Source organism: Deltaproteobacteria bacterium, from assembly GCA_016709225.1.
GTDB classification, from domain to species: domain Bacteria; phylum Myxococcota_A; class Polyangia; order Nannocystales; family Nannocystaceae; genus Xiheibacterium; species Xiheibacterium phototrophicum.
Genome location: JADJEE010000001.1, coordinates 1,346,384 through 1,358,007, shown reverse-complemented (window position 1 = coordinate 1,358,007; position 11,624 = coordinate 1,346,384). Strand labels below are relative to the sequence as shown.

Below are 11,624 nucleotides of genomic sequence, written 5' to 3'. Positions count from 1 at the left end.
GCCGCGCGAGCAGCTCCCCCCCTTGGCTCCGGTCGCCCGCGGCGACCTACGGCTGCTTGATTGCGGTGGCCTGGGCCTTCTTGGCCAGCTCGGCGTTCTCCGCCTCCTGCGCCTGGATCGTGAGCGGGTGCCACGGCGAGTTGGGCGGGTAGACCCAGGTCGACGACTCTTGTCCGGTCGCGGGGTCGATGGGCTTGTAGGCCACGAACTCGAGCAGACCGCGGTCGAACGCGAAGCCGGTGTCCGAGAACTGCTTGAACTTGCCGAGGAACGTGTAGCGCTTGTCCTTCTCGAGGATGACCTGCGGCACGTCCTTCCACATCTTGGCCTGGTGCTCGGGGATCGAGAAGCGGTAGTTCACGACCATCATCGCGCGCTTCTTGCCCTGCTCGCCCTGGGTGTCGGTGATCCACACGTGGGGCTGCTTCGGCGGTGCGCACACGCCCTCCGGGCAGGGCGGCGCGACGTAGATCTCTTGCACCCAGCCCTTGACCTGGATTTCCTTGTTGTTCTCGCCTTCCTTGACGCGCTCGTCGAGCTTCGAGCGAAGCCCGTAGATCGAGTACGAGCCGTCTTCCCACTGCTCGGGCGCCTTGCCCTCGTCGAAGTTGGGCGAGGGCGGCAGCTCGACCTTCACGTTGCTGACCGGAGCCTCCTTCTCGTCGAGCTTGGACTCCGCGACCTCGGCCTTCTTGTCACAGGCGACGAAGAGGCCCAGGGGCACGAGCAGGGTGGCGAGCGCGTATCGAACGTGGGTCATGGCGCGGTGGCGGCCTTTCCGGGAGAAGAGTACCTCGTGGCCCGCCCCGCGAGGGGCGACAGTCGGCACCCATGGTCCCGTAATCGCTAGCGTAGGTACCATGGCGCCGTCGGGCTTTTCAAGGGGCGGGTGGGCGCGACCGGCCCGCATGCGGTAAGCGAGAGGGGCCGCGCCCGGCCCTTTGGGGGGCGGCCCCGTGGCAGCGATGATCGCAGACGAGATCCAGCGCAGGCGGCGTCCGCAACCGGCGGCGAGCGGGGACGCGTACGCGCAGCCGTGCCGAGCGACGCCGACCGGGGATCGCGATGGCGCGGTGACCAGGGGATTGCGCGGCGTCGTGCAGGCGATCGTGCTTGCGCTCGCGACGACCCACGCGCTCGCCTGCGGCGGCGAGCCGGAGCCCGATGCCGAGGCGGCCGGCCCACGCGAGGCGACCGTCACCGAGCCGCCGCGGACGGCGTTGCCCGACGACACGCTCGTCATCGCCGTGCGCCGACTGCCCGAGGGGCTCGACCCGATGGCGGAGCTCGACCCGTGGGGACAGCGCGTGGTCGACGATCTCGTGTTCGAGGGGCTGACGCGGATCGCGGGCGACGACGCACCCTTCGTCGAGCTCGCGCTGGCCGACGACTGCGTGCTCACGCCCGCGGCGGCGCCCAAGCACGCCTGGTGTCACCTGCGGCCCGACGTGCAGTTCCACGACGGCAGCCGCGTGCGCCCCGAGGACGTGCTCGAGGCGATGTCGGCGTGGCTCGACCCCCGCCGCGATGCGCTGCGCGCCCGGCATCAGCTCGGCGAGCTCGAGCGCGTCGAGTTGGTCGATCGCCCGCCGGCGGCCGCGGGCACGCACGCCGAGGACCGCGGCAAGTGGGTCCACGTCGAGGTCGAGCGCGCCGATCCGCTGCTGCTCGAGCGGCTCGCGGCGATGAAGATCTGGCCCAAGGGCAAGCGACGCGGTGGCGGCTTCGCGAAGGCACCGATCGGCACCGGCCCCATGCGGGTGGTCGCGTTCGAGCCCGATGCGATCGTGCTCGAGGGCAGCGGTGGGGCCCGTCGCAGCGCCGCCGTGCGACGCATCCGGCTCGAGGCCAGCACCGACGGCTCGCAGACGCTGGTGCGACTGCGCCGCGGCGACGTCCACCTCGCGCTCGAGATTCCGCCGAGCTTCGTGCCGCGCGAGCTGGCCAAGCCCGGCATGGCCGCGCGCTTCACCGCATGGCTGCTGACCCCGCCGCGCTTCGACCTGCTGTTCTACAACCTGCGCAAGGGCCCGCTCGACGCCGTGGCCCTGCGTGCGGCGCTCGATCGCGCGATCCCGCGGGTCGCGATCGCGGCGACCCGCGATGCCATGCCGCCGGTGGCCGCCGACGCGCCGGTGGATCTGCGCGCACCGGTCGAGATCGATCTCGCGGGACTGCACGCGGCCAAGGCCGCGGCGGCGTGGGGGGCCTTCGGGCTGCCGGCGCCCGCCCCCGGCGAGGGCGACGGGCCGGCGATGACCGCCGCGGCGGCGGCCCTCGACGCGCTGGGCTGGCGCATCGATCGCGGCGTGCGTCGCCGCGGCGAGGGCTCGCTGCGGCTGGTGTTGATGTGGGACGGCGCCGGTGGGACCGCGAACGCGACCGCGGCGGCGCTGCGACGGGCGTGGCAGAAGCTGGGCGTGACGGTGCCGCAGGCGACCGCCAGCTTCGCGTACCTGTTCGGTCTGATGCGCCAGGGCTCGTTCGACGTCGCGATGCTGCGCCTGTCGACCGCCAGCGATGCCGACCTCTACCCGTACTTCCATCGCAAGGGCGAGCTCAACATCGCCGGCGTCGCCGACGACGCGCTCGACCGCGCGCTCGAGGGCTATCGCGCCGCGACCACCCGCGCCGCGCGGCGCAGCGCACTCGCCGAGGTCGCTGCGCGGCTGTCGGCGCTGCGCGTCGCGAGCGTGTTGCATGCACCGAGCTCACTGGCGATCGTCAGCCGTCGCGTGCAAGGGCTGACGTTCGTCGACGACCTGCCGCAGCTCGACCTGCTGCAGCTGTCGGCCGCCGATCGCTGGCCCCCAGCGCCGTAGCGATGATCGACGCCGTGCCGATTTCTTGCGGGGAGATCACCGCGCGATCCATAGTGCCGCCGGACCCCGCACCGGACGCACGCCATGTACCTCTGGATCGCACTTTTCTCGCTGTTCCTGCCCACGCCCGCCGCCGTCAGCCCGAACGCCTCCGTCGCGCTGGCGCAGCCCGGCATCACCGACGTCGACGACGACGCGCCGCTGCGCTATCGCGGCATCGAGCGATTGTTGGCCAAGTTCGACGCCGAGCAAGACACGCCCGCGCAGCGCTAGACCACGCGCTCGTGCGTCGTGCTGCACGGTCGTCGCCACGTCCGCTCGCGCGGGTGCTGGGCACGACTAGAAGCGGTACGCGATGCCGATCGAGCCCGACAGCATGGTCGAGAACGTCGCCATCGGCGCGCGTCGACCCTCGTCGTTGGTCCTGGCCAGCACGGCGCCGCTCGACTTGGCGCCGCGGCGATCGGTGACGATGCCGTAGGTCCGGAACGACAGCACGATTGCGATGCGCTTGAGCAGGAACTCCGCATCGGCGCCCACGCGCAGCGTGAAGGCGCCGTAGCGCTGGCGACCGGTGGCATCGAAGGCGTCGTAGCGCAGCTGCGTCGCCATGCCGCCGAGTCCACCGGCGAGCGCGAGCTGGAACACGTCGCCGCGCCCCAGGTAGAGCAGCGCGCCGACGTCGACCAGCAGCTGGTCCTGGCGCACCGAGACGTCGGCGTCCTTGCGGGTGTACCTCACCGAACCCGAGCGGATGTCGAGCTCGAGGCCGACGATCGGTCGCGGTCGGAAGCGACCGAACAGCCCCAGCCCGCCGAGTGCGACGGTGCGGCCCACGTCGCGGGGATCGATCGGCACCGCGCGCAGGCGCAGCGGCGGCACCTGCATCAACACGCCTGCGATGCCGACCAGGAAGCGGCGCTTCGAAGGTGCGCCCTCTTCGACCCACCGCGCGCGCCGCTTGGCCTTCGCGTCGAGCTCGGGCGCCGGCGCGGCGGCGGTGCTCGGCTGCTCGGACGCGCCATCGCGGCGCGGCGTGTCGACCGGCGCCGGTGGGCCGCCTTGGTCGGTCGCCGGCAGCGGAGCGTCGTCGTCGGCCGGCGCCGGTGCGAGCGCGAGCGCGAGCGCGAGTGCGGGGAGGGCGGCCACGGGCGGCGCAGCATAGCAAGCGCGGCGGCGCGGTCGCGACGTCGCCGTCGCTTGGCCGTCCGCGCGGGCGTGCGCACGGCACCGGCGTCGAGGGCCCCGTCGCAGGTGGCGCGCGTGCGCCCGGTAGCCTTTCTCTGGCGAGCGCGGCCGGTGTTTGCGAAGATGCGCGGACGCCCGTGCCAGTCTGCAGCATGACGGGGTTCGGCGCGGCGTCCCGCACCTGGGAGCCCGCGCCGGCCAGCCGCGCGACGCTCGAGGTCGAGGCGCGCTCCGTGAACGCGCGTCACCTCGAGCTCAAGATCCGGCAGCCGTTCGGGGCCCGCGTCGATCACGAGATCCGCGGCCACGTCGAGGCGCGTCTCGGTCGCGGGCGGGTCGACGTCACCGTGGTGGTGCGCGCGCTGCATGCCAGCGCCGCGACCGACGGCATCGCCGCGTGGGGCGTCGAGCCCGCGCGCCTCGACGCGCTACTGTCGGCGCTCGCGCAGACCACCGCCATCGCGCGTGAACGTGGACTCGAGCTGTCGCCACCCAACGTGTTGGATGTCCTTCGCTTTGCGTCGACGCCGACGCGCACCACCGGGGCCGAGCCCGAGCCCGAACCACCGGCGTTCCTCGGTGAGCTCGTCGCCCAGGCCCTCGATGCGCTCGCAGGCTTCCGGCGCGGCGAGGGCCTGGCGCTCGCGGAGGTGCTGCTGGGCTTGCACGACGAGCTGGCGGCGAGCGTCGCGGCCATCGCGGCGTGGGTGCGCGACGAGGGCGGCACGCAGCGCGAGCGCCTGGCCGCGCGCCTGCACGAGCTGTGTGCCGCCGCCGCGGTCGCGCCCCCCGACGATCACCGCGTGGCGCAGGAGCTCGCGATCCTCGCGGGCAAGGCCGATGTGTCCGAGGAGCTCGCGCGGCTCGACATGCACCTGGCGCGCATGCGCGAGGTCATCGCCGCGCCGGCCGCCACCGGGCAGGGGCGCACGCTCGAGTTCGTGGCCCAGGAGCTGCTGCGTGAGGTCACCACCATCGGCAGCAAGGTCGCGAGCCACGCCGCCGCCGCGCGGGTGATCGACGCCAAGGCGACCATCGAACGCATTCGTGAACAGGTGTGCAATGTCGAGTGAGGCCAGGGGCCTGCTGTTCGTGGTGTCGTCGCCGTCGGGCGCCGGCAAGACCACGCTGTGCAACCGCTTGCGGGCCGAGTTCCCGCGGCTCGAGTTCAGTGTCTCGTACACCACGCGGCTGCCCCGCCCGGGCGAGACCGACGGCGTCGAGTATCACTTCGTGGATCCCCCGACGTTCCAGGAGATGATCGCCCGCGACGAGTTCGCCGAGTACGCGATGGTCCACGGGCACATGTACGGCACCGCGGCCGCCCGGGTGGAGCAGGCGCTGTCGCAGGGCCGCGATCTGTTGTTCGACATCGACTATCAGGGCGGACGCAAGCTGAAGGCCTCGTTCGTCGACGACGTGGTGCTCGTGTTCATCCTGCCGCCGTCGATCCGCGCGCTGGCCGAACGCCTGCGGCGCCGCGCGACCGACAGCGAAGAGGTGATCGAGCGGCGCCTCCGGGTCGCGCGGGCCGAGCTCGAGCACTACGATGAGTACGACTTCCTGGTGATGAACGACGAACTCGAGCGGGCCTACGACGCCCTGCGGGCGATCTATGTCGCCGAACAGCACCGCCGCGTGCGCCAGCGGGCCGCGGCCCAGGCGGTGCTGTCGGGGCAGGAGTCGTTGCTGTGAGCTCGCCGGACGCGGCCGCGACCGCCGCGACCGCCCCGCGGCGCGGGGACGAGCCCGCGTCGCCCGCGGCGACGATCGCCGAGCCGGTGTCGACGATCGCCGAGCCAGTCGCCGCCGAGCCGGTCGCCGCCGAGCCGGTGTCGACGATCGCGGAGCCGGTCGCCGCCGAGCCAGCGGGCGCCGAGCCCACCGCGGACGCCTTCGGCCTCGAGATCCCCGCGGCGCTGCGGACCCCGGTCGTCGGCGAGCGCGAGCTCGAGGACGGCAGCGCCCGCACCGCGCTGGTCGCCGAGGTCCGCCGCCATCACCCCGCGGCCGACACCGACGCGATCGAGCGGGCCTTCGCGCTCGGCGTCGAGGCCCACCGCGGCCAGTTCCGCAAGAGCGGCGAGCCCTACTACGTGCACCCGGTGCGGGTCGCGACCGTGCTCGCGCAGCTCGGTCTCGACGGCGCGGGCGTGACCGCGGCGCTGCTGCACGACGTCGTCGAGGACACCGAGACCACGCTCTACGATCTCACCGAGCAGTTCGGTCGCGAGGTCGCGACCATCGTCGACGGCGTCACCAAGCTGGGCAAGGTGCCGTACCTCTCGCGCCAGGAACAGCAGGCCGAGAGCTTCCGCAAGATGTTGCTGGCCATGAGCCAGGACATCCGCGTGCTGCTGGTCAAGCTCATCGACCGGCTCGACAACATGCGGACGCTCGAGCACATGCCGCGCGACAAGCAGGAGCGCATCGCTCGCGAGACCATGCAGATCTACGCCCCGCTGGCCGGGCGCCTGGGCATCGAGATCGTGCAGCGCGAGCTGCAGGAGCTGTCGTTTCGCTACCTCGAGCCCGCCGCCTACGCGGCCACGCGGGCCGACATGGTGCGGATGCTGAGCGGCAGTCGGGGCCTGCAGTCGTCGCTCGCCAACCTCGCGGCGGTGTTCGACCACACCGCGTGCTCGCTCGACGACGCCGGCGAGGCGACCGCATGGCCGGCGTCCTTCGGGGCCGTCGAAGTCCGCATGGGCAGCCGCAGCACCTACCGCGTCCATCAGATGCTGCAGGGCGAGGGTCGCGGGCTCGACCAGCCCTCCGACGTGGTCACGTTCCGCATCGTCACGCGCGACCGCGGCACCTGCTACGCCGCGCTCGGACACCTGCACGCGTACTTCCAGCCGGTGCCGGGCCGCTTCCGCGACTACATCGCATTGCCGCGACCGAACCACTACCGTGCGCTGCACACCAGCGTGATCGATCGCGAGGGCACGCGGCTCGAGGTGCAGATCCGGTCGGAGCGCATGGACGCGGTCGCCGAGCGCGGCATCGTGGCCGAGTGGGAGCTCGATCGCTTTGGCGGCAGCGAGGCCCGGCGGATGGCCTGGCTGTCGCAGCTGATGGACTGGCAGCAGGAGGTCTCCGACCCCAGCGAGTTCATCGAGGCGGTGAAGGCCGACCTGTTCGCCGACGAGGTCTACGTGTTCACGCCCGGTGGCGACATCCACACCTTCCCGAAGGGCAGCACGCCGATCGACTTCGCGTTCGCGATCCACACCGACGTCGGCATGCACTGCACCGGCGCGCGGGTGAACGGGCAGCTGGTCCCGCTGCGCTACCGCCTGCGCCAGGGCGACACCATCGAGATCCTGACCAACCCCTCGGTCGAGCCGCGCGAGGAGTGGCTCAAGATGTGCGTGAGCTCGCGGGCGCGCGCGAAGATCAAACAGTACCTGCGACAGCGCGAGCGCAAGCGGCACCGGGCGGTCGGCAAGAGCCTGATCGAGCAGGAGCTGTCGTCGCGCGGGGCCGCCATCGCCGGGCTCGAGGATCTGGGCGCCATGGCGGAGCACGCCGAGGCGCTGGGGCTGCCGCGCGAGACCGGCGACGACGGGGTGTTCGAGGCCGTCGGCGCGGGCCAGATCACCGCCGCGGTGCTGGCCGATCGACTGGCGCCCGCACCCGTGACGCCGCCGCCCAGCGATCAGAGCGGGCTGTTCGCCCGCATGCTGCGGCGCATGACGGCGCGGCCCAAGGGCGGAACCGGCGAGACCTTGGGTACCCAGGCGACCGCGCCGATTCTCATCACCCGCGAGCGCGTCGAGGGCCGCGGCACCGGCCGCGGCATGATCACCCTGGCGCCGTGCTGTTCGCCCGTGCCGGGCGACCCCCTCATCGGCTTCTTCGAGGCCGGCAAGGGCATCGTCGCCCACGTGCAGGGCTGCCCGGAGGCGCTCGAACAGCTCGGCGAGCGGCGGATCTACCTCGGCTGGGAGGCTGGGCTCGTGCTCGACTGCCCGGTCACCCTCGAGGTCCGCACCGCCAACACGCTGGGCCTGCTCGCCGAGATGAGCCGCGCGTTCTCCCACCACGGCGTCAACATCAAGCAGGCCAACTGCCGGGCGATCGGCGACGGCGAGCGGGCGATCAACACCTTCTACGCGACGGTCGGGCGGCTCGAGCAGCTCGAGTCCCTGGTCGCCACGCTCAAGCGCATCGACGGTGTGGGCGGGGTCGAGCGCGTGTTCTCCCAGGGCGCAGCCTGAACCCGGGCCGCCTTCAAAAAGGCGCGGCGCCCGCGCTTGACACCCTCGCGCGCGGCGGCTAAGTCACCGGCCTTCCGTCATGGCATCGTTCACAGCGATCACCCGCAAGAAGCGCGCCCGTCGACACCGCAACGCTGGCAGCGCCCGCAAGGCCAAGCAGGCCCGTCGCAGCACGCTCAGCGCAGCCGAGCTGTTCGCCAGCCTCGGCGAGCCCGGTAAGCCCGCGCCTCAGCGCGCGGCGACCAAGGGCTGACGCGCGCGCCCGTGACGAAGCCGCGCGCCCGCGGAGCCCACTCGAGGACCGGGGGTGTGCGGCGTCGCGTCGCGCCGCGGGAGATCGCAGGCGGTGACGGGCCAGGACAATTCTTGATCACGACGTCGCGTGCACCGTAGTCTCTTGCTCCGGGCCGGTTCGGCCTCGAGGAAGGCTACGGACTGATGAGCTCGGCACAGCTGGCACCCGGCACCATGATCGAGGGCTACTCGATCGTCGGGGTCGCGCGGGAGCGAACGGGCGCCACGGTGTACGACGCGACCGACGCGGGCGGCGGCGCGGTGCAGCTCACGGTCCACGACGCGGCGTGTTTTCCGTCGGCATTGGTGCTGGAGCGAAGCCTCCGCGAGCTGCGGCAGCTGCAGGGCCTCGAGCACCCGCGCGTGGTGAAGGTGCACGCCTGCGGCAAGCTCGCCGACGGTGGCACGTGGGAGGCCCACGCCGCGCTGCCGGGGCCGACGCTCGCGGAACACCTGCGCCAGGGACCGTTCTCGCAGTCCGACACCCTCGCGATTGCCCAACAGATCGGTGAGGCACTCGCCGAGGCGCAGAAGGTCGGCGTCATCCATCGCAACCTCGGTGCCGACGTGCTGTTTCCGTCGCCGGGCGGCATCGTGGTCGCCGGCTTCACCGTCGGCGCGCCGCAGGGCGGCAAGAGCTTCGGTCCGCTCGATGCGATGGCGCCCGAGCAGGTCGAAGGCAAGGTCGTCGATCAGCGAACGCTCATCTACAACCTCGCCGCGCTGGTGCAGTACATGCTGCGCGGCCGCCCGCTGTACGAGGGCACGGTCGAGCAGATCCTGCAGGCGCACCTCGCCGGCGAGCTCCCCGACGATCTGAGCAGCACGCTGCGCCGCGGACTCGCCAAGGACCCGCGCGTGCGCCCGATGATGCTGCGGCAGTTCGTGAACGAGCTCGCGACCGGTGTCGGCGCGGCCCCGGATCCGAGCGTGCCGAGCAGTCGCGGGTGGACCATGTTCACCGCCGGTGACGACGCCTCCGGTGGCGCCTCGACGCCGCCACCCGCCGAGGCGGTGCCGAGCACCCGCGGGTGGACCATGTTCATGAAGGCGCAGCCGGACGAGCCGCTCAGCCCGGGCGCGCCCGCGGCGAGCACGGCCCCCGCGAGCCCGCCACCCTCGGCCGCGACGGCGAGCGCCGCTGCACCGGCGCCGGCATCCTCGCCCGTGGACGCGGCCGAGGATGCGCCCAAGCCGAGCACCCGCGGTTGGACGATGTTCATGACCGCCGCCGAGGAGGCCCCGGCAAGCGCCAGCGGTGGTGCGACCGCGAGTGCCAGCGGCTCGGCGACCGCCAGCCCGGCGGCCACTGGCGGCACCGCGACCGCGACCCCTGCGGCCGGCGGCGAGCCGCCCAAGCCGAGCGCGCGCGGGTGGACCATGTTCACCGGCGCTGACGCGCCAGCATCGGAGCCGACGCCGGCGACCAGCGCCCCGGCGGCCACCGCCCCGGCGGCCACCGCCCCGGCCCCCGAACCTCCGAGCACGCCGGGCGAGGCCCCCAAGCCGAGCACGCGGGGTTGGACGATGTTCACGCGGGACGAGCCCGAGCCCGCCGCCGCGCCGGCGCCCATGCCCGCGGCCGAGCCCACGCCCCCGGCCGCGGAGGGCGGCGAGCCGCCCAGCAGTCGCGGGTGGACCATGTTCATGGAACCCAACGCGGCGGCAGCCGTCGCGGCCCAGGCCTCGGCGATGGGCGCGGCCCCGCCGACCCCCGGCGGCACCCAGACCACGCCCGCCGCGGGCAGCACCCAGACGACACCCGCCGTCGCCGACCCGGTCGAGCCCGCCGCGGGTGCGCCCAAGCGGGGCTGGACCATGTTCATGGAGGCGCCGATCGACGCCGCCGCGCCGCAGGCGTTCACACCGGTCGTCGCCGGCCCCGAGCCGGCCGCCGCCGCGCCCGAGCCCGCCGATGCGGGCGCCTCGGACAACCGCGGCTGGACGGTCTTCGGCACGCCCTCGCCGGTCGCCCCCGGCACCGCCACCGCCACCGCCTCCTCGCAGCCCACGCCTGCCGCGACCGCGTCGGCGTCGGCGGCCACGGTCGTCGAGACCGACGGCAAGCGCAACACCGTCATGGTCACGCCGCAGCCGCAGCCGCAGCCGCAGCCGGCGGTACAGGACGCGAGCGCGGGCCCGGTCGCCTCGGGCTCGGTCACTGCGAATCCCGAGCCCGAGCCGGTCCCCGGTCGCGGCCGCACCATCGTCGCGACCGGCGTGCAGGCGACCCCGGGTGATGTCGGCGGGGTCACGGGTCGCACGGTGTTCCCGGCCTCGGGGCCGGGCATGCCGGACACCAGCTACTTCCGCCGTGGCGACATCCAGGCCGAGCGTCCGACCAACCGCAGCACCGCGGTCGACATCCCTGCGCCGCCGCGTCCACCCGCGGAGGAACGTACCGCCGGTGGCGGGCGTCCGCCGCTGGACGCACCGCCGGTGCTGGCCTCGTCGAACGCCCCCGTGGTGCACTCGAGCAACCGCACCACCATCCTCGTGGTCGGCGGCATCGTGCTCGCCGGTGTGGTCGTCGCGCTCGCGCTCGCGATGACCTGAGCCGCGGATCCCTACGCCCGCCGCCGCGAGGGCCTGCGGGCGTCGTTCGTCGCGCTCGTCAGCTGCGCTCGCGCGGCTCGCCGTCGGGGCCGAGCTCGCCGTCGGTCTCGACGTCGGCGTCGATCTCGGTCTCGTACGCGTCGTCGTCGCCCGCCGCGGCCTCGCCGTAGGCCGGCACCTCGCCCTCGTGGGCCTCGCCGCCGCCATCCCATGCGCCGCCTGGCATCGCGCCACCGGTGCCGTAGACCATGGTGGAATCGACGTCGGCCGGTGGTGTCGACCAGCCGCCCTCGACGGGGATGGCCTCGCGCGGCGTGCCGCCGGGGCCGGCGTCGTACGTCGGCACGCCGTAGGCCTGCGCGTCGTCGTCGTAGTCCTCGGCCGACAGCTCCGTGCTGGGTTCGTCGTCGGTGGCGAGCGGCGCCGCGACCATCGGCTGCGGCAGCGTCGGCGTGGAGGAGGGGAGGATCACACTCGGGCGTCGGCCGGCCTGCCAGTCGGCGATCGTCTGGCACAGGATCGCGTAGTCGATCATCGTCGC

General features: G+C 73.3%; 10 protein-coding genes. 7 read left to right on the top strand and 3 right to left on the bottom strand.

Annotated elements, in window-relative coordinates:
- Positions 1-46 precede the first annotated feature (46 nt).
- A complete protein-coding gene (locus tag IPH07_05660) occupies positions 47-760 on the bottom strand; it encodes a hypothetical protein (protein ID MBK6916866.1) in 714 nt (237 codons plus the stop codon).
- Between the two features lie 313 nt (positions 761-1,073).
- On the opposite strand from IPH07_05660, the gene IPH07_05655 reads away from it, so the two are divergent.
- Positions 1,074-2,822: a hypothetical protein gene (locus IPH07_05655; GenBank protein MBK6916865.1), complete on the top strand. Its 1,749-nt coding sequence runs from the start codon at positions 1,074-1,076 to the stop codon at positions 2,820-2,822.
- An 84-nt stretch (positions 2,823-2,906) separates the two neighbouring features.
- Positions 2,907-3,095, top strand: coding sequence for a hypothetical protein (locus IPH07_05650; protein MBK6916864.1), 189 nt, complete (start codon positions 2,907-2,909; stop codon positions 3,093-3,095).
- Positions 3,096-3,161: 66 nt separating this feature from the next.
- Here IPH07_05650 and IPH07_05645 read toward each other — a convergent pair whose 3' ends face one another.
- Positions 3,162-3,971: a hypothetical protein gene (locus IPH07_05645; protein MBK6916863.1), complete on the bottom strand. Its 810-nt coding sequence runs from the start codon at positions 3,969-3,971 to the stop codon at positions 3,162-3,164.
- Positions 3,972-4,147: 176 nt separating this feature from the next.
- Here IPH07_05645 and IPH07_05640 point away from each other — a divergent pair, with 176 nt between their 5' ends.
- The 5 genes from IPH07_05640 to IPH07_05620 all read left to right on the top strand — a co-directional run bounded on the left by IPH07_05640 (position 4,148) and on the right by IPH07_05620 (position 11,083).
- On the top strand, positions 4,148-5,083 hold the full coding sequence (locus tag IPH07_05640) for a DUF1732 domain-containing protein (GenBank protein MBK6916862.1): 936 nt from the start codon (positions 4,148-4,150) through the stop codon (positions 5,081-5,083).
- Positions 5,073-5,705, top strand: coding sequence for a guanylate kinase (gene gmk / locus IPH07_05635; protein MBK6916861.1), 633 nt, complete (start codon positions 5,073-5,075; stop codon positions 5,703-5,705). The genes IPH07_05640 and gmk overlap by 11 nt, the downstream gene beginning before the upstream one ends.
- Positions 5,702-8,233, top strand: coding sequence for a RelA/SpoT family protein (locus IPH07_05630; protein MBK6916860.1), 2,532 nt, complete (start codon positions 5,702-5,704; stop codon positions 8,231-8,233). The genes gmk and IPH07_05630 overlap by 4 nt, the downstream gene beginning before the upstream one ends.
- A gap of 79 nt (positions 8,234-8,312) precedes the next feature.
- Positions 8,313-8,486, top strand: coding sequence for a hypothetical protein (locus IPH07_05625; GenBank protein MBK6916859.1), 174 nt, complete (start codon positions 8,313-8,315; stop codon positions 8,484-8,486).
- A gap of 185 nt (positions 8,487-8,671) precedes the next feature.
- Positions 8,672-11,083, top strand: a complete 2,412-nt coding sequence (locus tag IPH07_05620) for a hypothetical protein (protein ID MBK6916858.1) — start codon at positions 8,672-8,674, stop codon at positions 11,081-11,083.
- A gap of 58 nt (positions 11,084-11,141) precedes the next feature.
- Here the strand turns inward: IPH07_05620 and IPH07_05615 are convergent, their stop codons facing one another.
- A complete protein-coding gene (locus IPH07_05615; GenBank protein ID MBK6916857.1) occupies positions 11,142-11,618 on the bottom strand; it encodes a hypothetical protein in 477 nt (158 codons plus the stop codon).
- Positions 11,619-11,624 lie beyond the last annotated feature (6 nt).

Bases quoted from the DNA above. Each gene is read 5' to 3' on its own strand.
- IPH07_05615 (MBK6916857.1), bottom strand. From the start codon at position 11,618: ATGATCGACTACGCGATCCTGTGCCAGACGATCGCCGACTGGCAGGCC.
- IPH07_05660 (MBK6916866.1), bottom strand. From the start codon at position 760: ATGACCCACGTTCGATACGCGCTCGCCACCCTGCTCGTGCCCCTGGGC.
- IPH07_05625 (MBK6916859.1), top strand. From the start codon at position 8,313: ATGGCATCGTTCACAGCGATCACCCGCAAGAAGCGCGCCCGTCGACAC.
- IPH07_05650 (MBK6916864.1), top strand. From the start codon at position 2,907: ATGTACCTCTGGATCGCACTTTTCTCGCTGTTCCTGCCCACGCCCGCC.
- gmk (MBK6916861.1), top strand. From the start codon at position 5,073: ATGTCGAGTGAGGCCAGGGGCCTGCTGTTCGTGGTGTCGTCGCCGTCG.
- IPH07_05620 (MBK6916858.1), top strand. From the start codon at position 8,672: ATGAGCTCGGCACAGCTGGCACCCGGCACCATGATCGAGGGCTACTCG.